6 protein-coding genes are annotated in these 22,725 nt (G+C 61.0%); 5 read left to right on the forward strand and 1 reads right to left on the reverse strand.

The window, feature by feature from the left end; all coding sequences use genetic code 11:
• Window positions 1-153 precede the first annotated feature (153 nt).
• The 5 genes from glnH to ABOK31_RS30695 are packed head-to-tail and all read left to right on the forward strand — an operon-like array spanning window position 154 to window position 4,318.
• Window positions 154-897 (forward strand): glutamine ABC transporter substrate-binding protein GlnH, encoded by a 744-nt coding sequence (glnH, locus tag ABOK31_RS30675; protein ID WP_349962786.1) that lies wholly within the window; start codon window positions 154-156, stop codon window positions 895-897.
• Window positions 898-956: 59 nt separating this feature from the next.
• Complete coding sequence (gene glnP, locus ABOK31_RS30680) at window positions 957-1,613, forward strand: glutamine ABC transporter permease GlnP (RefSeq protein WP_174172747.1); 657 nt, start codon at window positions 957-959, stop codon at window positions 1,611-1,613.
• Complete coding sequence (glnQ, locus tag ABOK31_RS30685; protein WP_174172748.1) at window positions 1,610-2,338, forward strand: glutamine ABC transporter ATP-binding protein GlnQ; 729 nt, start codon at window positions 1,610-1,612, stop codon at window positions 2,336-2,338. The genes glnP and glnQ overlap by 4 nt, the downstream gene beginning before the upstream one ends.
• Window positions 2,328-3,374, forward strand: a complete 1,047-nt coding sequence (locus ABOK31_RS30690; protein WP_349962788.1) for a C45 family peptidase — start codon at window positions 2,328-2,330, stop codon at window positions 3,372-3,374. Before glnQ ends, ABOK31_RS30690 begins: the two co-directional genes overlap by 11 nt.
• 11 nt (window positions 3,375-3,385) lie before the next feature.
• Complete coding sequence (locus ABOK31_RS30695) at window positions 3,386-4,318, forward strand: MurR/RpiR family transcriptional regulator (protein WP_349962790.1); 933 nt, start codon at window positions 3,386-3,388, stop codon at window positions 4,316-4,318.
• 363 nt (window positions 4,319-4,681) lie between these two features.
• Here the strand turns inward: ABOK31_RS30695 and ABOK31_RS30700 are convergent, their stop codons facing one another.
• Complete coding sequence (locus ABOK31_RS30700; RefSeq protein ID WP_349962791.1) at window positions 4,682-22,648, reverse strand: VCBS domain-containing protein; 17,967 nt, start codon at window positions 22,646-22,648, stop codon at window positions 4,682-4,684.
• Window positions 22,649-22,725 lie beyond the last annotated feature (77 nt).

Raw genomic sequence — 22,725 nt, forward strand, 5'->3', positions numbered from 1 at the left:
TGAAGATGGATGCCACCCATTGCATGCATTATTTTCAATGCAAAGACTTCATCTGTGCAAATTTTCAATGCGACAAACTCCTAAAAGCATTCTATATTTGCATATAGCGTCAATGAGCAAACTTTAGACGCATCAACAATAAAGGGAACTTCCATGAAACAGCGTATTCGTCATTTGCTGATCGGCGCTTTCGCCGCAGCCCTCTCCTTCAGCCCGGTTCTGGCCAAGGATCTGATCGTTGCCACCGACACCGCTTTCGTGCCGTTCGAATTCAAGCAGGGCGACAAATATGTCGGCTTCGATATCGATCTGTGGGATGCGGTCGCCAAGGATATCGGCGTCAGCTACACGCTTCAGCCGATGGACTTCAACGGCATCATCCCGGCATTGCAGACCAAGCAGGTGGATGTCGGCCTTGCCGGCATCACCATCAAGGACGAACGCAAGAAGGTCATCGACTTCTCCGACGGCTATTACGACAGCGGGTTTCTGCTGATGGTCCCGACCGAAAGCAAGATCACCGGCCCTGCCGACCTGAAAGGCAAGACGCTGGCGATCAAGACCGGCACGTCGGCCGCCGACTACGCCAAGGCCAATTTCAAGGACACCGAACTGCGCCAGTTCCCGAATGTCGACAACGCCTACATGGAACTGCAGACCGGCCGTGTCGACGCCGCCATGCATGATACGCCGAACGTGCTCTACTACATCAAGACGGCCGGCGGCGGAAAGGTGAAGGCTGTCGGCGAGCAGATGATGGCCCAGCAATACGGTATCGCCTTTCCGAAAGGCAGCGACCTCGTCGCCAAGGTGAACGCCTCGCTCGCCAAGCTCAAGAAGGACGGCACCTACACGGCCATCTACAAGAAGTGGTTCGGCGCCGAGCCGAAGCTCTGATCGCCCGGTAGCCTTATGCGCGTCGGTTCCTCCGGCGCGCAGTCCACGGGAGTATTCCAATGCAATTCGACTGGTCGGTGGTCATCGATGCACTGCCCGCTCTTCTCGGCGGTGCTCGCTTGACCGTTCTCATCGCACTAGCGGGTCTCGTCGGCGGCATCGCCGTCGGCGCCGTCGCGGGTTTCATGCGCGCCTATGGCAACTGGCTGCTCAATGCCATCGCCTTCATCTATGTGGAGATCATTCGCGGCACACCTATCGTCGTGCAGGTGATGTTCATTTATTTCGCCTTGCCGATGCTGGCTGACATCCGCGTCAACCCCATGACGGCAGCGATCACCGCCATCGTCGTCAATGCAGGCGCCTATATAGCGGAAATCGTTCGCGGCACGCTGCTTTCCGTCAGCAAGGGCCTCCAGGAAGCCGGGCTCGCACTCGGCCTGCCGATGTGGAAGGTGCTGGCCTATGTCGTCGGGCCGATCGCCTTTCGCCGCATGATCCCACCGCTCGGCAATCAATTCATCGTCAGCCTGAAGGACACCTCGCTCTTCATTGTCATCGGTGTCGGCGAGTTGACGCGGCAAGGACAGGAGATCATGGCCGCCAATTTCCGTGCCGTCGAGATATGGACGGCGGTCGCCATCCTCTACCTCATCATGACCGGCATCCTGACCTTTGCCCTCCGCTTCACCGAAAAGAGGATGCGCATCCTATGAGCATCGTGGAATTCAGAAACGTCACCAAGACTTTCGGCCCGATTACAGTCCTCAAGGATGTCAATCTCAACATCGAGGCCGGCCAGGTCGTGGTGCTGATCGGCCCATCCGGCTCTGGCAAGTCTACCCTTCTGCGCTGCATCAACGCGCTGGAGGAAATCGATGGCGGTGATCTCGTTGTCGACAATATCAGCGTTCGCGAGGGGCGTTCGCGCGTGCGCCTCATCCGCCAGGAAGCGGGCATGGTGTTCCAGCAGTTCAATCTTTTCCCGCAGATGACGGCCCTGGAAAACGTCGCCTTCGGCCCTCGCCGCGTCCGCGGCCTGGGCAAAGCCGAAGCAACCGCGCACGCCAAAACACTGCTCGCGAAAGTGGGGCTGGCGGAGAGGGGCCATCACTACCCCTCCGAATTGTCGGGCGGCCAGCAACAGCGCGTGGCGATCGCCCGCGCGCTTGCGGTCAAGCCGAAGCTGATGCTCTTCGATGAGCCGACCTCGGCACTCGATCCCGAACTTCGCCAGGAAGTGCTGAAGGTCATGCAGTCGCTCGCCGAAGAGGGCATGACGATGATCGTCGTCACCCACGAGATCGCGTTTGCCCGACAGGTCGGCACGCGGCTGATCTTCATGGAGGGCGGCAAGATCACGGTCGATGGTAATCCGGCTACCCTGCTCGACAATCCCGAAAATCCCCGCCTTCGTGAGTTCCTTCAGCATGTCCATTGATAAATTCCACCGGCTTTCCAGCATCGAGATTGCCGGCGCGCCGTTCGAAATCGGCCTCCAGCTTGGCCGCCACGGCGCAGAAGCCGCCCATGCCCATCTGATCCGTACCCATGCCTGGGCACATGTGACCGATTCTAAGAACCGCGATAGCGTGCAGGCTGCAAGAAAGCTGACCGAGACGCGTTTTCCTCACTACTTCGAGGAGTTGCGCGGGCTGGCAGCGGGCCTGGAATTGCCGTTGGACGATGTTTTCGCGTGGAACTGCCGCGGCGACATCTGGGCCATGAGCCCGGATGGCTGCACGACCGTACAAATCCCCGGCGCTGAACCTATCATCGCTCACAACGAGGATGGCGACCCCGGTCTGCGCCGCGGCTGCGCGCTCGCGACCGTGCGCCCGTCCAAGGGCCGAGCTTTTACGGCATTCGTCTATCCGGCCTCCCTTCCCGGCCACACCTTTGCCGTCAACGATGCCGGCCTGGTCGTGACGGTCAACAATATCCGCTCCCGTGAGACCGGCGAAGGCCTGCCGCGCATGATCGTAACCCGCGCGCTTCTCGATTGCGGCTCTCTGGACGAGGCGGTCGAACGGGTCAATGCCGCGCCGCGTGCCGGTGCTTTTCATCTGACGCTTGCCCGATCCGGGGAGGCCGATATCCTCAGCTTGGAATTCACCCACAAACATCTCTCCGTCCAGACCGTGCGCCGCCCCTCCAGCCACGCCAATCACCTGATCCATGAGGATATCCGCACAGAGCAGCAGGTCGTTACCGCTTCTTCGAACTCGCGCCAGGAACGGGCCGATGCAATGATCGCGGAAGCCGACGGCAGCGTCGACCCTCTCGCTATCCTTCACGATACGACAAACAAGGCCTTACCGATCCATCGCCAGCAGCCCGACGATCCGGACAATGAAAACACGCTGGCGACCGCCTGCTTCAAGATCGGTACGGACAAGGTCGATTGCACGATCTATGATGGAAACGATACTTCTCCGCGTTTCCGCTTCAAGAGCGAAGCGCTCAGTCCCGCATGAAGGCAAGATGAATGACCACGCTAAGCGCATCGAAAAGCTCCCCGCGTCCACAAACACTAGAGGAACTTCGGGCGCTGACGGTGGACATCAGGCGCGGCAACACCGATCTTTCACTGGGGGGAAAGGCGCTCGGGGTTCTCTCCCGGCTAGTCGATACGCCCGAGCAGACGGCAGTCCGTACGATTTCCGAGCTGGCCGACGGGCTCGGCATCAACCCATCCACCTTGACCCGGCTCGCCAAGCGGCTGGGCTACGGCGGCTTCGGGGATTTTCAGGATGTCTTCCGCGAAGCGATTTCCGATGACGGCCGCTATTTCTACAGCCGTCAGGCTGGCCGGCTGATCTCGATCAAGGAGGAAGCCGACGAGGAAATCCATGTTTTCGAGAAACTGGCAGCTGAATCGAAAACCAATATTGACGGCTTTCTCGCTCAACTGGACGGTTCCGAATTACGAGCCGCGGCAGATAGGCTCGCGCGCGCACGGCGCGTTCGTGTTCACGGCGTACGCCAGTTTCATGCGTTTGCGAGCTTTCTTACCTATGGATTGGCGATGTTGAGGAGCGATGTTGCCCTGCTCGATGCACCGCGCCTCGGCGAAGCGGAGGGGCTTGCCCAGCTCGAACCCGGCGATGTCCTTATCGTTGCGAGTTGCGCGCCCTATACGCGCAATGTCGCCGAAGTCGCAGCCGTCGGTGCTCGGCGGGGGCTTGAGGTCATCGCCGTAACGGATACCCGATCTTCTCCGCTCGTCCCACCTTCCCGTCACGCATTTTTGGTACCGCACGCCAGCAGCTTTTTCAGCAACAGCATGGGTGCCTATATCGTCTTCTGCGAGGGTCTGCTCAATCTCGTCGCGCGGGTTCTCGCCGACGGCACTATCGATGCACTCGCCAGACGCGAGGCCCTGATCCGCGACCTTCGAATCGAGATTGAGCGAGATTGACATTTGCCGCCGAACGCTTTTGTGCACCGGTTGTGCAGCTGGAACAGGTTCGATACTTCAGTCATACCTTCGGCAATGCGTCCTCCCACCACGTAACCTCGGTGACGCGACGAATACCGCAGAACAGTAGGCTCTTGATAGGATGTGAATGGCCGCCCGGTCGGTGGGGCTTTTTAGGTGTGCAATGCCATCTGACCAATGTCCGGTGATCAGCCCCACTTAATACCATCCTGACTAGCACCGGCGGATTGAGCACGCTTCCCGTTAGACACATTGCTGGGCCATCGCTACCGCCTCCAGTTCAATGAAAAACGGCGCGTCTTGGACGCGCCGTTTCGAGCTTTCGGTGCCGGCGAAAAGGCGTCACGCGCCGGCAGTCTGCGTATGGGTTGCGAGCTGCTCCTCGTGATTGTTGAACAGCACGTGGACGGCATCGTGGCCCGTCGGCGCGTAGTTCTGCAGCGTGGCGACCACATGGGTTTCCGAACCGGTATTGACGCTGATCTTCGTCGAGTTGGTTGCGGCATCGACCGCAGCCGTCATCGACGCGACCGCACTCGCCTCGGTCATGCCCGGATGCTCGCCGACCAGCGCATTCAGCAGGTTCGAGACATCCAGCTTGTCACCGTCTCCCTTCGGGCTGAAGTCGGTGATGACATCGGCCATGTTGAGGTTGTGCAGGGCCTTGGCATCGAGCACGAAGGTATCCGCACCGGCGCCGCCCGTCATCGTGTAGCCGCCACCGCTCGTCAGCGTATCGTTGCCGTCGGTGCCGTAAAGGTGGCCGATCCCGCTGAAATCGATCTCGGCGGATGTGCCGTCATGACCCAGCGAGAAGTCACCGGCCGAATATTCGCCCGTGAGACCGATGGAGGCGGTGTGGGTGCCGTCGGTAACGGTCAGTACGCCGCCGGTCTTTGCCGCATTCTCGGTATAGGAGAAGCTGGCGGTCGCGGCGGAGATGTCGCCGAACCGCAAGGCATCGTTGCCGTCGAGGCCGGCGATCGTGCCGCTGAAGGCAGCCGCGTGGTCGATGGTGATCGTAGCCTGGGCGTCCTTGCCAAGCGTGATCGCCTCGTCGAACGAGCCGCCGATTTCAAGGCCTGCGTGACCCGACACCAGCACGGTGCCGGTGCCGCTGACATTGCCGTCGAGATTGACGTCGCCGCCATTTGCCCATAGCAGGCCATTATTGACGACATCGCTGTGGATATGGAGACCACCCGTCCCGGTCGCCTCCAGCGTGCCGGTGTTGCTCACCGCATTGGCGCCGGTGTCGATGACGAGCGCGTGGCTGCCGTCGGCAATGATCGTGCCCGCATTGACCAGCGTCAGGTGGCCGTCGCCGATCTGGCCGGCGCCGGAGATGGTGTTGTCGACATTCGTCAGCGTGACATGGTCGCTGCTGCCGAAAATGACATTGGATGCGCTGTCGGACAGTGTCACCTTGCCGCCGCCGGTCAGCGTGAGACCTTGCTGGACGATTTCGAAGTCCGTCTCGCTGCCAGCCGAAGAGATATGGATGCTGCCGGTGTTGTCGAGCGTACCGCTGAATGGCATCAGCGCACCGTCGGCAACCACCATGTCTCCGCTATTGTGCGTTACGACCGCTTCGTTGAAGAGGAAGTCGTCTGCGGTCAGCGCCGCAGCGCTGACACCTGCCAACGTGATGGTCTCACCATTGCCGAGCGTGATGACGGCATTGCCGGAGGCATCGCTGGACAGATGGGCCAGAACATCGGCGAAGCTGTTGAAGCCCGCAAAGCCGATCAGGTCGATCTTGTCATGCGCCACATCGAATTTGTGCACGACGTCTGTGCCGATGGTGTTTGCAAACACCAGCGTGTCGTTGCCACTCGATGCGGTCAGCGTGTCGTCGCCCGACCAGGCAAAGATCGGCGAACCCTTGGCGTAGGCTTCGACGTTGTCGGCCACGGTGGCCATTCCGGTCGAACCATCGGCATTGGTCCAAGTCTCAGTGACCTGGAGAACCACCGCACCGGTTACGCCATCGGGCGAAGTCACCGTCAGCGAGGACGGATTGTTCGTCACCACGGTCCAGGTGCCGTCGGCGTTGTGTGTGCCTTCGCTGAGCACCCAGCCAGCCGGAAGGCCAGCAACGCTCAACGTAACCGCGCCGACATGATGCGATGGATCTGCAAGCGCAAGGTTGATGGCCTCGCCGGAGGTGCCGGCAGGCATACTCGGAGCCTGCAGCGTGACGTTCGCGGAAGCTGATCCACCATCCCCGTCGGTGATGGTGAAACTAACAATCCTGCCATCTCCCGAGTTCGAGTTCGAATTGAATTGAATGTCTTTCAAGAGTGCCGTTATTGCGGTGGGTGTAGCGCTGTTCGAAGTAAATGTAATCGTCAGCGTTGCGCCCCCATCGCTTGACGTATAAGTGCCGATTTTCGTCCCACCGTAAGTCACATTGCTTCCACTCACACCAATTTTACCAGACGACATTCCTTGATTCAGAATGCTCAACTTGTCCGAAGCACCCGGCGAGCTGATGGTAAGAGTTCCACCATTAAAATTGGACGAGTCGGAGTCCGTGACAAGAGCGCGCGGCGCCAGATTAACGGTGGTCTGCCTTGTGTAAGTCAACAATTCATCGCTTCCGCTCGCTGCGGTATCCAGATCCAACACCGGCGCCACATTTACATGTGGAGCAACGGTGATCGTCGTCGTACTTACACTACTATCAATTGTTCCATCATTGACAGACCAGCTGATCGTCCTGGTGGTCGTGCTGGAACTCGTAGATGAGAACGTCACGCTATCCAAGACTGCTTGGTAATGCGCCAGCGTGTCGTTGCCCGTCAACGTCAGTACACCGGTTGCAGCATTGTAGCTTGCCGTAATCGATGTTCCCGTGACGGTCGCTGTCAGTGTGTCACCGCTGATAAAGCCACCAGATACGGAAACCTTGGCCGATGCCAACGTCGCATTGTCGACGTCATTCGCGGTCGTCGTGCTTGACAGAACTATTGCGGCATTTCCTGCATTATAGGAGGCAGTCGCGGCAACATTACTCAGTGTCGGTGCATCATTGGTTCCATTCACCGTCACGACGACATCCTTGGTGACCGTTCCGCCATGGCCATCGCTGAGTGTTAGGGTATAAGTCTGATTGATATGATCATTGACACCCAGTGATTGAATCGCGCTATCGTTGACACTGAAAGTCCAGTTAACCTTGTTATTCGTGTTGTCGACGCTCGCGGCAAACGTACCGTAGTAGCTACTGCCAGCAGGTGTCGCATAGCTAACCGTATGGGTATAAGATGCATGCGTATCCGTGAATGCGATCGACCCCGTCGTCGTCTCAATACCTGGTGTTCCGGAAACCGCCTTTACCGAGACATCGTCGATGTTGAACGAGCCGAACGGCTGGTACGGAGACCAGAATTTAATCAAGGTGCTCGAGTTCGTTGCAACGAAATTGACCGTATAGAGTACGTAGGGACTATTGCTGGAGTTAGAGTACGTGTAGCTGATGGCCTGCGTTTGAGATCCTGTCGTGACATCGAAAATTGCCGCTGCCCCGCCGGGTAGGCTAGTGGCAAAATCCTGCATGTAGAAGCTGAGCTGATATGTCTGCCCAACAACCGTAGATATTGTCTGCGAAAGCGAGTTGATGGAACTGGTATTTGAGACAAGCATTGCTGACGTGGAATCAAGCCGGCCGCCATTCACATCGTAGACTGACCCGGTGAGTGACCAGTTGGTTGGATAGCTGTGAGTTCCGGAGAAGTAATAACTCTGGAAATCACCATTCGTTATCAGCTCCGAACCCACGCTGTAGGACGCATCCTCCGTCACCGACCCAGTCGTCGTTCCCGTGCCAAAGACCGGCGGGTTATCGACGCCCGTAATCGTGACGGTAACGTTGTGCGGCGTTCCGTCGGCCGAGGTGAGAGCCAGGGTATCGGTCAGCTTTGCGCCAGCCGTCAGCGCTTGAACCGCCGTGTCATTGTTGTTCAGCGCATAGGTCCAAGTTCCAGTCGCGGAACCATCATTGGTGAAGGTGAATGTCCCGTGTGCGCCCGCGATCGAGTTTGAAGACGCGGTCGTGAAGGAGCTCTGGTTTGCATCGACGTCAGAAACGACGATCGCGCCGCTGATCGGGGTGGTACTGCCCTCCAGAATGCTTCCGGTATCGCCGGTAAACGTCGGCGCATCGTTGGTGCCGTTGACCGTCACATCGACCGTCTGGGTCGTGACGCCGCCATGGCCATCGCTGACCTGCACCGCGAAGACGTCGTGCTTCTGATCCGACGCCGTCAGCGGATCGGCCTTCGACTGATCCAGAACGTAGGTCCACTTGCCAGTCTGATCGACGCTCAGCGTGCCATAGGCTCCGACCTCGGAACCGGCGCTGTTGGCGCTGTTCTTCGGATCGACAACCGACCAGGTGAAGGACGTGTCGTCGACGTCGCTCGCCGTCAGAGAGCCCGAGACCGTGCCCGCGCTCACTGCGACGTTGACGCCGGCTTCCGCGACCGAACCGGTTGCCGCGCCGCTGATTACGGGTGCATCATTCGAGCCGTTGACGGTGATGTTGACCTGCTGTGTCGCGATGCCGCCGTGGCCGTCCGCGACTTCGACCGTGAAGCTGTCGACCTTCTGATCGCCGAGCTGCAGCGAGTCGGCCGCCTTTTCGTCGATCGTGTAGGTCCATTTGCCGGAGCCTGCGTCCATCTGCAGCGTGCCGTAGGTGCCATGCACCGACGATACGGTTGTCTGGCCCGAGACGATCGACCAGGTCGCTGTATCACCATGATCGACGTCACTGCTTGCCATGATGCCTGAAACCGTCGAGGTCCCAACCGCATGACCGCTTGCATCCAGGCCCTGCTCGACGACCGAACCGCTTGTCTGGCTCGATGCCAGGATGACCGGCGCGTCATCGGTGCCGGTGACGGTCAGCTCGTAGACCCCGGAGGTGACGCTGCCGTTGCGATCCGTCACTTCGAAGGGAATGCTGATCTTGGCGATCTCGCCGGCGCCAAGCGCGTCGAAGGCCGTACCCGGGGTCACCGTAATAGTCGAACCATCGAAGCTCAACTGCGGCATACCGAGGGTGATGCCTTGGGGACCGGAGACCACTGCATGCGTGGTGTCGAAGGTGAGCGCACCCGTGGTGCCCTGACCATCGGCGCCGTAGTTGAACTGAGCCGAACCGAAAGTGAAACTGTGGGTATCGTTCTCGTTCATCGCATCGGCGATGACTGGCAGCGAGGTTGCCGATGCGGCGGTCAGCGAGACATTGGCGAGATAGGTGCCGGTGTTGTCGCTGGCAGTGCCGACTTCGACGAAAGAGATCGTGTTGTCGCTGCCGTGTGCCGTCAGCGGCAGGGTGATGGTCGACATAGGCCCGGCGCCAGGCGTCGGGGTCAGCGTATCGACCAGCTCTCCATTCCACCAGACCTGTACGGCTGCGGTGCCATTGGCCGGCGTGCCATATTCGAAGCTCAGAACGTAGCTGGCACCATCGGTCAAGCCGTGGACGGTCTGTGAAATCGCGATATTGCCCGGAGAAGCACCGAGATCAACCATCGGCGCGCCGTTGGACGAGGTAACGCCGTTATAGTTGCTGGCAATTTCTTCAAGCCGCACGCCGGTCTGGCCCGGCTCGGTGCCGGAAATCGTCCAGCCGGTGCCTTCGGTCGCCCAGATGAAGCCGCCGCCATTCGTCCAGGCGGATGCCGTCGCATGGGCGAAATCGCCGTCGACCAGAAGGTTGGAGGCAACGGTATGGCCACCAGCATCCTGTGCACCGATGATGACCGGGAAATCGTCAGAACCGTTGATCGTCACCGTCAGCGTCTGGGTGCTGGTGGCACCGTGATTGTCGGTGATCGTGAAGGTGAACGTGTCGGTCAGCGTCTCGTTCGGGATGAGATGCTGCACGGCGGGATCGGCATTGTTCAGGACATAGGTGTATTCACCGCTGGTGCTGTCCCAGGTCAGCGTGCCGTAGGTGCCGGCAACGCCTGCATGGCCGTCGGTAACGTCACCGACCTTGGCAACCGAAAGGACGTCCAGATGGTCGACGTCGCTGGCCCCCGCGAGAAGGCTGCCGGTCGCCGTGACTGCTGTGTCCTCGGTCACCGAAGCCGCCTCGGCAACGGCGATCGGCGCATCGTTTGTACCGATGACATTGATCGTGACCGTCGCGGAGCTTTGGACGCCGTGGGCGTCCTGAACGGTATAGTCGAAGACTTCCTTGACCTGTTCGCCCTGGCTGAGGGAGTTGGTCGCATTCTTCGTGTCGTCGAGCGTGTAGCTGTAAGTGCCGTCGGCGTAGATGGTCAGCTTGCCGTAGGTGCCGTCAACAACGGTCGGGTCGGAGCCCGCCACATTGGCGACCGCAGACGGCGTCGTTCCCGCACTGATGCCGACGACCGTCAGCGTATCGAACTTGTTGGTGTTCGCATCCGTTGCATGATTGCCGTGCAGAATGAAGCCTTCGACCGTCTCGCTCGAGCTGTCCTCAATCACCGCGCTCAAGGCAGTGAAGTTGTTTGCCACGGGCGCGACGTTCATCAGCTGGCTGAGCGACAGCGTACCGCCGGCACCGCCGTTTTCGCCCATGAAGGTGAACTGTTCGACATTGGTGACGGTGATCGTCTCGGTGCCGTTCGTCAGCGTGTAGCTGCCGGTGCCGTCGTCGGTGCCGGTGTGGGTCACCGTCCAGTCGGCCCATTTGCCGGCAAGCTTCAGCGTATCGGTATCGCTGCCTGCGGTTGCAACGGGATCACTGTCGTTGATGACGATGTGGACATTGCCGGTGAGGCCGGTCATGTCGAACGTGTCGTTGCCGCTGCCGCTGTTGACGACGATCGTGTCGGGCGCCAGCGCCGTGTCGCTGACATTGCCGAAGACGATCGTGTTGCCGGCGCTGCCGCCGAGATCGAGGTACAGGTCCTCGATGCCGTCGGCACGGACGCTGCCGCCGCCGCTGACGCCGATGGTCAGATCGGCATGATCGTCAGCCGACACGATGTTGCCGGTATCGCTCAAGGCGATCTCGCCGATCGTGTAGGTGTGGCCGTTGCCATCGCCAACGATATGCAGCTCGTCGGTGTCGGTTTCCTTACCACCAACCAGGGTCGCACCGCCGTCGATACGGTCGTTGCCGGAGCCCACGGTGTAGTAGATCTTGTCGCTACCCGTACCGCCGAGGATGGTGTCGTTGCCCGTGCCGGCGACGATGATGTCGTTGCCAGCGCCGCCGATCAGTGTGTCGTTGCCAGCGCCGCCGAAGATGACATCATCACCCGCACCGCCGTCGATGGTCACGCCACCGCCGGCTGCATCGCTCATATAGGTCTTGGAGACCGCAATCAGGTCGTTGCTGTCGGTGCCAACGATATGTTCGACGCCCTGGAGCTGCAGGCCCGAGGTCGAGCGGTAGTCGAGGACATAGCCGTTGGAGCCGGACCCCTGCAGATAGAGCGTATCGTCGCCGGCGCCGCCGTTGACGCTGTCGCCGGTGCCGGACATGTGGTCGAGCGAAACATCGATCTTGATGCCGGCGCCGAGGTCGAAGCTGCGCGGACCATAGGCCGCGGCATCGGCAAGATCGGCGGACATATAGATCTTGTCGTTGCCGGCGCCGGCATCGATGGTGTCAGAGCCCGTGCCGGCCCTGATGATATCGTCGCCGGAACCGCCGATGATTGTGTCGCCGTGGTTCGAACCGACCAGGGTTACGCCGGTTGCATTGCCGGCATTGGTCAGTGTCCAGCCATTGCCGCCGGCAGCCGACAGGTCGATGTTATGGCCGTTGGCATTGATCGTCGCCGTGCCATTGTTGACTGTGTCACTCGTTGCGGTCCAATCGCCGGTGGCGGTGATCGCAGCTGTCGCGCCGTTCAGAACCTTGACGATGTCCTTGTCGTGAAGATCGGTGACGGTGACCGTGCCGCCGGCAGCCACGAAAGTATCGTTACCCGCGCCGCCCGTCAGCGTATCGCCGGCACCGCCAATCAGCGTGTCGTCGCCGCTGGTGCCGATGACATGCGTCATACCGGCCACATTGTCCCTGCCGACCACATGAGTTGTGCCGGCATCGGTTGCCATGTTGGCGGCAATCGTCTGCGAGCCTACCGTCTGGCTGACGTCGGAGAGGTTGACAGTAACGCCGGTCGAGATGGCGGAATAGTCGATCGTCTGACCGGTTACCGTGCCGGCCGCGTTCACTTCGACCGTGAAGCTGCCGCTTGCCGTATCATTGTCGCCGTCCGTCGCCGTGTAGCCAAAGGTCAGGTCGATCGCATGGCTGCCATTGGCAGCAATAGCGCCGGAATGATCGAGCGGCTGGAGGAGCGTGAACGCATAAGAGCCGGAGCCTGCGACCGCAAGCGCCACGGTGAAGACGACGTTGGCCGCGTCAGCCGCTGTCGGCATCGATCCGGTATAGGCCACCAGCAGGCTGCCGATGAAGGCGTAGGCCAGCGGCTTGCCGTTCGACGAGAGGCCGTTCGGGCCGGTCACGTTGCTTGCGGCGGATGCGCTGCTGAAGGCGACACTCTTGGCGCCGTCGGCGCCGAAGCTGATTGCCAGCGAGCCCGTGGCGGACGGATGCGTCGTCGCCAGGTCGTTTTCACCGACGCCGCCGATGCTCACGCTTCCGATGGTCGGAACGTCGTCCTTGAAGGTGATGACGCCAGACAGGTCGGCAGACTTGCTTGCCGTATCGCCGTCGCCATCCATCACCGTCACCACCGCGCTCAGGGAACCGGTTGCAAGATTCAGGTGGTCGACCGGGTTGTTGTTGACGATGTCCTTCAATGCGACGTTTTCGGTGACGCTGAGTGCACCGCTGCCGGAGTCGATGGAGATCGTAAAGGCAATGTGCGTCTTGCCGTCGGCGCCGGTATAGACGCCGTTGACCGTACCGGCCGCCTGCTGCTGCAGGGTGATCGCATGATTGTCGATGGTCGACAGGCCGGAATTCGCATTGCTGCCGACCTGCAGGGAATAGACCTGCGAGGCCAGGCCATCGGCGCCGGCATTGACGGTCGCCGTGACGATCGAATGCGTTCCCGTCGAGGCACTGATCGGTGAGGCGGTCGTCAGGCCATGTTCGTCAACAGTGATCGCCTGGGTCTTGTCGACCGCGAAAGACGAAATGGACGGGCCGTCGTCGGTAACATCGACCGAGAAGCTCTGTGTCCCCTTCGTCGTGTCGCCGTCGCCGTCATGGCCGGCAACCTGGAAAGTCAGCTTGATATCCGAGAGGTTGGTTTGGCCGTTGACGTCGTCGAGCGCCTTGTAAAGCGTGAAGTTATAGGCGCCGCTGGCGTGGCCACTGTCCTGGGACAGGGCAACCTTGAACACCCAGCTCGACTGGTCGGCGGCGTTGCTGCCTGTATAGGCGATCAGCGTCATGCCGTCACTGCTGACCGAGTAGGACAATGCATGGCCGCCAGAGCTGAGCTTGGTCGCGTCAAGCGTCTGGTTGTTGCCGTAGCTCGCGCTGAAATAGCTGCCGTTCGAACGCGCCACGAAGGTGACCGCATGCGCAGCCGGGCCGTCGGCGCCAAAGGCGAGATTGAGCGCAACCGTGCCCGTGCTGATGCCAGAGGGCGACAGTGAACCGGAATTCGTCACAAGGTCGTGCTCGGCGAGGGTCTTCGTCGAGACGGCGTTGCCGATCGACGGGCCGTCATCATCGAAGTGAATGCTGCTGCCAATGGAAACGGACGTGCTGACGGTGTCGCCATCGCTGTCGGTCGCGCTCAGCACAGCCGAGAGCTTGCCGTTAAGATCGACCAAGTCGCCATCCGACTTGGACGGGTTCGGATTGGCAAGCGCCATATACTGGGCGATGCTGACCTTGCCGCTGTCGTCGATACGGATCGCAAAGGCGATCTCGCCGTCGGCGATCTTACCGACGACGGTGCCATCGGCAAGCTGCGAGAGCGTGATCGCCTGACCTGCAGTCGTCGTCAGACCGGAGTCGGCATTGTCGATATGGAGCGTCAGACTGCTCGTTGCACCCGACGCATCATCGGCACCCATCGAGACTGACGGAGAAACGACGCTATGCTGCGCGTAGACCGTCGACATATGGGGGTCGTTGCCGCCCGTGATGCCGGCAAACAAGCTCCTGACCGAATTGCTGGCACTGACATCGTTGTCGCCGCTGCCGCTCTCGTCGATCGTGATCGAACCCGTGAGGGCCAGATCGACCTTCGGCGCGTCGTCGACGATGGTGACCTTCAGAGCACCGGTCAGCGTTACGCTGTCGCCGTCGCCGTCGGTCGCCTGGATGACCGACCCGAAGTCGATGGCCGAGATCGAACCAGTGCCCGAGCGCAGGTCGTTACCGGCTCCGGCGACGTTGTCGAGCTGATCGTACTGCTGGAAGGTGAAGCTGCCGTCGCCGGAAAGCGTCAGCGACAGGACCGGACGGTCGAAAAGCGGATTATAGCCGCTGTGATGATCATTATCGACATAGCCGATGATCACGTTGTTGACCACGGCATAGGAGAGCACTTCGCCACCCGAGGTCAGATGCAGAGCGGCAAGGGTCGACGTGGCATTGGCCGTGAAGCTGAACCCACCGCCGACTGCTGCGCCGTCGGCACCAAAGGAGACGGTGGAAGCAACCGAGCCGGATACCGTCGCCGCAAAACCGAGGCCAAACAGCGCCGGCTGCGAGGACGATCCGTCATGCGTACCATCGAGCGGGCTGTTGCCATGCGACAGCAGATTGTAGATGTCGCCTTCGTCGGCCCTGGCCGCAACGGTCGTGCCGGAGGCAACCGGGACGTCGTCGGTGATGGCGATCGCCAACGAACCCTTCGCTGCATCGCCGTCTCCGTCCGTGACGGTGAAGCCGAAATTCAGCGTCAGGCTGTCTTCGGTGGTCGACGCGGTCGAATGAACGAGCGGTGCATCCGCGGCGAAGCTGTAGGAGCCGTCAGAGCCAATCGTCAGAACTGCGACAGTGGCATGGCTGGAGGCGCCGGTTGCCGTCCAGGTCGTCACACCGTTCGCAGAAGACGATGCCCAGGTCACGGATTCCTGGTGGCCGATGCCATGGCTGTCGAGATAGATCGCCTTCAGTGTCGGGAGGCTGTCCATCGACACGCTCTTGACGCCATCGGCACCGGCGGAGAACAGGGCTCCTGCGTCGCCATTGATCGTGTTTACGTCCGCGCTGCCGCCGTCTGGGTTGCCATGTGCCTGTGCGTCGTCGTTGAGCGGCGTCGAGGTGGCATCAACCTTATAGGCGATCGGTGCATCATCCTTGACGGTGACCGTCAGCGCGCCGCTGGCCGTATCGCTGTCGCCATCGGTGACGGTGAAGTTGAACGTCAGATCCTGCGTATTTTCCGCAGTCTGGCTTGCGCCGTGAGCGACCGGCGCACTGAGCGTGAAGCTGTAGGAACCATCCGTACCGATCGTCAGCGTCGCAACCGTCTGGCCGCTGTCCTTGCCCGTCGCGACCCAGATCGTCTCGCCGCCCGCCGTTGTCGTCGGGCTACCCCAGACGACCGACTCGACATGGGCAAAGCCGTCCTTGCCGGTATAGATGGCGCTGAAGTCAGTCGTTGTTCCGAGCGTCACCTGATGCACGCCATCCGCGCCACCCGTAAAGAGCGTGCCGCTTGCGCCGCTGACCGTATCGGTATCGGCTACGCCGACCGTGTCGGGATTTCCGCCCTTCAGGGCATCGTCATTCAACGTCACGCTGGTGACGGTGACGCTGTTTGCGAGCGGTACGTCATCCGTGACATGCAGGGTCAGCGAGCCGGTCGACGTATCGTTGTCGCCGTCCGTCACCGTGAAGGTGAAGGTCAGCGGCAAGCTTTCTTCCGTCGTGCCGGAGGTCGGATGAACGAGCGGCGCGCTGGTGCTGAACGTGTAGGAGCCATCGGCACTGATGGTCAGCGTGGCGACCGCGTCGTGATTGGCGCTGGAAGCGACCCAGGTGGTCGCACCGCCGGAAATCGTCGGCTTGCCCCAGGTAACGTCTTCCTGCTGCGCGAAACCGTTGGCGTCGACATAGATCGTCTTCAAGGCCGGCAGGCTGGACTGATCGATCGAGACACTGGCAAAACCGTCGGCGCCGGCGCTGAACAGAGCGCCGGCAGCGCCCGAGACACTGTGGGCGTTGGCATCGTTGACGTCCTGGTTTCCACCAGCCTGCGCATCGTCGTTGAGCGGTGAAGCGGTATTGTCAACCGTGTGGGCGATCGGCACGTCGTCCTTGACGCCAACCGTCAGCGAGCCCGTTGCCTTGTCGCCGTCGCCATCGGTGACGGTGAAGTTGAATGTCAGGGACAGGGTCTCTTCGGCGTCTTGCGAAGTCGGATGCGCGAGCGGCGCTCCGGTCGAAAACGTATAAGAGCCGTCGGCATTGATGGTCAACGTGGCAACGGTCTGATTATGCTCGCTGCTGGCGATCCAGGTCGTGCTGCCGTCGGCGACCTGCGCCTTGCTCCAGGTCGCGGCTTCCTGATGCGCGACGCCATTTGCGTCGGTGTAGATCGTGGTCAGCTTCGGCAGATCCGAATGGGCGATCGCGACACTTTTGAACCCATCCGCACCCATGTTGAACAGGCTGCCGACGTTGCCGCTTACGCTTTTATATTCATCGGTCTGGTCGGGATTACCGCCCGTGAACATATCGTCGTTGACGAGATGCTCAGCTGTAACAGCGCTGGCGACCGGGAGACTATCGGCGACGTTGAGCGTCAGCGAGCCGGTCGACTTGTCGCCATCACCGTCGGTGACTTCGAAGCCGATCTTGAAGTTCTCGTTGTCGGAGCCCTTGGCATCGGCAAACGCGCCGGATTGGACATAGGTATAGCTGCCATCGGCGTGGACGGTCAGCGTGAAGATGACGTGGCCGGAATCCTTGCCGGTCGCGGTGTAGATCGTGTCGCCGGAGTCGTCCCTCGAAGTGCTATAGGAGAGACCTTCCTTGTGAGCGACGCCGTTTTCATCAATGTTGATGGCTTTGAGACCGGTTGGATTGATGAAGGTCAGCCGCGCGAAGCCATCGGCGCCGGTCGTAAACAGGCTGCCCGCTGCGCCGCTGACGGAGTCGCTCTTGGCGCCATCCGGCGGTGTCGAGCCTTCGCTCGGCTGCTCGACAAGCGGCTGGACGGGAGACGGATTCGTCCCCGAGGACGTCGACGTGGTGTCATGGAGGCTGCCCGAGTCGACCGTTACATTATTGGCGACCGGAAGGCTGTCGGCAACGTTGAGCGTCAGCGAGCCTGTCGCCTTGTCGCCATCACCGTCGGTGACTTCAAAAGAGATCTTGAAATTCTCGTTGTCGGAACCCTTGGCATCGGCGAACGCGCCAGATTGCACGTAGGTATAGCTGCCGTCGGCACCGACCGTCAGGGTGAAGAGAACCTGGCCCGACTCCTTGCCGGTTGCGGTATAGATGGTATTGCCCAGATTGTCCGTCGTGGTGCTATAGGACAGACCTTCCTTGTGAGCGACACCGTTGGCATCGATGTAGATGCCCTTAAGGCCGGTCGGATCCGTGAAGCTGACCTGCTGGAAGCCGTCAGCGCCGGCAGTGAACAGGCTGCCCGATCCGCCGCTGACGCTGTCGGTGGCACCTTCCGACGGGGTCGACCCTTCGCTCGACTCGACGAATGGGCGGAGCGGCATCTGCTCGGTCGGTGTCGTGTCGTAAAGGCTGCCTGTGCCGACCGTAACGTCGCTGGCGACAGGCTTGTCGTCGGCAACAGTGACGGTGAAGCTGTTCGCGGCAGTATCGCCATCGGAGTCCGTTGCCGTGTAACCGAAGGTCAGCGTGATGGCGTCCGAGCCCTTGGCGTCGTCGAGCGACTGGACCAGCGTGAAGTTATAATGGCCGTTGTCGGTATCGGAAACCGTCGCATAGAAGACGATGTTCGAACCGATCCCGCCCTTCGCATCTGCGACAGCCGTCGGAGCAACATCACCGGTGTAACCGACCAGCGTACCGTCAGCGAGCAGCGCCGTATGCACCGCAAGGCCATGCGAGCTGAGCGTGCCATTGTTCTCACCCGTTACCGAAACTGTGGCATCGGTAAAGGCGACCGAGCGGTCGCCGGCGCCACCCTGATTGGTGTTGGCGTTGTCAGCACCCCAGGAGATGTTGAGCGAGCCGGTGGTGATGGCATCGGTTGCGACATGCGGGTTCTCGTTGCCGCCTGTTAGCGCACCTTCGGTCACGGAGCCTGCATCGCCGGCCGAAGCGACAGGCTTGTCGTCGGCGACCGTGATGGTGAAGCTGTTCGTGGCCGTATCGCCGTCGGAGTCCGTTGCCGTGTAGCCGAAGGTCAGCGTGATGGCGTCCGAGCCCTTGGCGTCATCAAGTGACTGGACAAGCGTGAAGTTATAGTGACCGTTGTCGGTATCGGAGACCGTTGCATAAAAGACGACGTTGGATGCGGAGGTTGCCGTCGGAGCCGCCTCACCGGTGTAGCCGACCAGCGTCCCGTCGGCCAAAATCGCCGTATGCACAGCGAGACCATGCGAGCTCAGTGCCTCGCCATCCTGACCTTGTGTCGTGACAGTAGCGTTGGTGAAGGCAACCGAGCGGTCGCCGGCGCCACCCTGATTGGTGTTGGCGTTGTCAGCCCCCCAGGAGATGTTGAGCGAGCCGGTGGCGGTCGCATCGCCGGTCGCATGGGTCAGTGCTGCGTTGCCGTTCGCCAAAGCACCTTCGGTGACCGAGCCCGCATCGCCGAGGGCGGCGACAGGCTTGTCGTCGGCAACGGTGACGGTGAAGCTGTTCGTGGCCGTATCGCCGTCAGAGTCCGTTGCCGTATAGCCGAAGGTCAGCGTGATGGCATCCGAGCCCTTGGCATCATCAAGCGACTGGACCAGGGTAAAGTTATAATGGCCGTTGTCGGTGTCAGAGACCGTGGCATAGAACACAACGTTGGATGCGGAAGTTGCCGTCGGAGCGGTCTCCCCGGTGTACCCGACCAATGTACCGTCGGCCAGCAGCACAGTATGAACGGCAAGGCCATGCGAGCTCAGCGCTTCGCCGTCCTGACCTTGGGTCGTCACCTTAGCATCGGTGAAAGCAACCGAGCGATCGCCCGCCCCACCCTTGTCGGTGTTGGCATTGTCAGCGCCCCAGGAGATATTGAGCGAGCCGGTGGCACTCGCATCACCTTCGACATGCGGATTCTCGTTGCCGCTTGCCAGTGCACCTTCGGTGACAGAGCCCGCATCGCCGAGGGCGGCGACAGGCTTATCGTCGGCAACGGTGATGGTGAAGCTGTTCGTGGCCGTATCGCCGTCAGAGTCCGTTGCCGTATAGCCGAAAGTCAGCGTGATCGCGTCAGAACCCTTGGCGTCGTCGAGCGACTGAACCAGCGTGAAGTTATAATGGCCGTTGTCGGTATCGGAAACTGTTGCGTAGAAGACGATGTTCGAGCCAACCGCGCCCTTGGCATCCATGGCCGCCGTTGGAGCAACATCACCGGTGTAACCAACCAGCGTGCCGTCGGCCAAAATCGCCGTATGAACCGCAAGACCATGCGAGCTCAATGCCTCGCCATCCTGACCTTGTGTCGTGACGGTAGCATCGGTGAAGGCAACAGACCGGTCGCCGGCGCCGCCCTGGTTCGTATTGGCGTTGTCGGCACCCCAGGAGATGTTGAGCGAGCCGGTGGTGATGGCATCGGTTGCGACATGCGGGTTCTCGTTGCCGCTTGCCAGCGCACCTTCGGTGACCGAGCCCGCATCGCCGAGGGCGGCGACAGGCTTGTCGTCGGCGACGGTGATGGTGAAACTGTTCGTGGCGGTGTCACCATCGGAATCGGTGGCCGTGTAACCGAAGGTCAGCGTGATCGCATCGGAACCCTTGGCGTCATCGAGCGACTGGACCAGCGTGAAGTTATAATGGCCGTTGTCGGTGTCGGAGACCGTGGCATAGAACACAACGTTGGATGCGGAAGTTGCCGTCGGAGCCACCTCACCGGTGTAGCCGACCAAAGTGCCGTCGGCCAAAATCGCCGTATGAACCGCAAGGCCGTGTGAGCTCAGCGCGCCGTTGTCCTCACCCGTCGCCGCAACCGTGGCATTGGTGAAGGCAACCGAGCGGTCGCCGGCGCCGCCCTGGTTCGTATTGGCGTTGTCAGCACCCCAGGAGATGTTGAGCGAGCCGGTGGCGGTCGCATCGCTTTCGACATGCGGGTTCTCGTTGCCGCTTGCCAAAGCACCTTCGGTGACCGAGCCCGCATCGCCGAGGGCGGCGACAGGCTTGTCGTCGGCGACGGTGATGGTGAAGCTGTTCGTGGCAGTGTCACCATCGGAATCGGTGGCCGTATAGCCAAAGGTCAGCGTGATGGCATCAGAACCCTTGGCATCATCAAGTGACTGAACCAGCGTGAAGTTATAGTGACCATTGTCGGTGTCAGAGACCGTGGCATAGAAGACGACGTTGGATGCAGAGGTTGCCGTTGGAGCCGCCTCACCAGTGTAGCCGACCAGCGTCCCGTCGGCCAGCAGCGTAGTATGAACGGCAAGGCCATGCGAGCTCAGTGCCTCGCCGTCCTGACCTTGTGTCGTGACAGTAGCGTTGGTGAAGGCAACCGAGCGGTCGCCCGCCCCACCCTTGTCGGTGTTGGCATTGTCGGCACCCCAGGAAATGTTGAGCGAGCCGGTGGCCGTTGCATCGCCGGTCGCATGGGTCAGTGCTGCGTTGCCGTTCGCCAGAGCGCCTTCGGTGACGGAGCCCGCATCGCCGATTGCCGCGACAGGCTTGTCGTCGGCGACGGTGATGGTGAAGCTGTTCGTGGCCGTATCACCATCGGAATCGGTGGCCGTATAGCCGAAGGTCAGCGTGATCGCGTCAGAACCCTTGGCATCATCGAGCGACTGAACCAGGGTGAAGTTATAATGGCCATTGTCGGTGTCGGAGACCGTCGCATAGAAGACGACGTTGGATGCGGAGGTTGCCGTGGGAGTAGTCTCACCGGTGTAACCCACCAGCGTACCATTGGCCAAAATCGCCGTGTGCACGGCCAGGCCATGCGAGGTCAGCACGCCGTTGTCCTCACCTGTCGCCGCAACCGTGGCGTTGGTGAAGGCGACCGAGCGATCGCCGAGGCCGCCCTTGTCGGTGTTAGCGCTGTCAGCGCCCCAGGAGATATTGAGCGAGCCGGTGGCCGTCGCGGCGCCGGTGTCATGGGTCAGGGCTGCGTTGCCGGCAGCCAACGCCGCCTCGGTGACCGAACCCGCCGTACCAACGGCCGCAACCGGTACGCTGTCCGTGATGTCGACGTTCGCGACAGCCGAAACCGTGTGGCCGCTCGTGTCGGAGACCGTGTAGCGAAATTGCAGTTCAAGCACATCGCTGGCCGAATTGGCACCGCGTGGATGGTCAAGGGCAGCGAGCTGGGTGAAGGTATACTCGCCGGTCGAGGCGTTGAATACCAGCGTGAAGACCGTGACGCCATTGGCGACGCCGGTGACGGTCTGGCCGTTCTGGGTGACAACAACCGCAACGCCGCCGGAGGTCAGGCCCGACAGCTGCTGCGTGCCGCTGCTGGTGATTTCTGCCTCGCCGACCAGCGTGACAGTGGTGATCGAGGCATTGTTGCCGCCGAAGCCGAAACGACCGGTGCTGCTTGAGGTAAGGAAGGTGCCGGTGCTGCTGCCACGCTCGACCAACGAGGCCGTTTCGGTCGCCTGCGGATCGATGAAGGGAACGCGGGTCTGGGTGCCGGAGAGATCGCCGCCGCTGCCTCCGCCGAATCCGCCGCCAGGACCGAGAAGTCCGATCAGGTTCAGCGGCGTGCGCGCATTCCCGGCCTGGCTGTCCGTGAACTGGTGGCCGGAATCCGTGCTATTGCCGGCGTGAACCGAACCATCGGGACCTTCAGCGACATTGATGCCCTGCTGCTGTAATGCCGCGACGACGGCCTGCTGCGGCAGCGTCACTTCCCCGATCAGGAAGGTCGGAACATGCAGAGCACCGTTGATGATGACGATGCGTGTTCCATCGGCCTGGATCAGAACAAGGTTGCGCCCTTCGACGTGGATATCGTCGATTGAGGTGTTCGGCGGCAGATGGACGACATTGCCATTGTCGGGCACGATCTGGATCGGCTGACGAGCGGCAGTGTTTTGCGGCTCGTTGGCTGCAAGGCGCCCCGTCTTGCCATTCGCCTGTTGCTCTTCGGCTTGTGCCACCTCGAATGCAGCGACATCAGCATTCTGCGACAACGGCAGCGAATAATCGGCGCTGATATCGGCTGCGACGCCCTCGTCCCGGCCGCTTGATGCGAAATCATGCGAAGCAGCTTCGTGGTCTACGGTCGAAATACGCAAGTCTTCCATGGGTCTGGCTCCCGGTGTCTCGTAATTTGCCGCAATCAATTACGGGAGCGGGACGATTGCAATACTTCATTAACCTC

The sequence above is a fragment of the Rhizobium sp. ZPR4 genome (assembly GCF_040215725.1).
Taxonomy (GTDB): Bacteria; Pseudomonadota; Alphaproteobacteria; order Rhizobiales; family Rhizobiaceae; genus Rhizobium; species Rhizobium rhizogenes_D.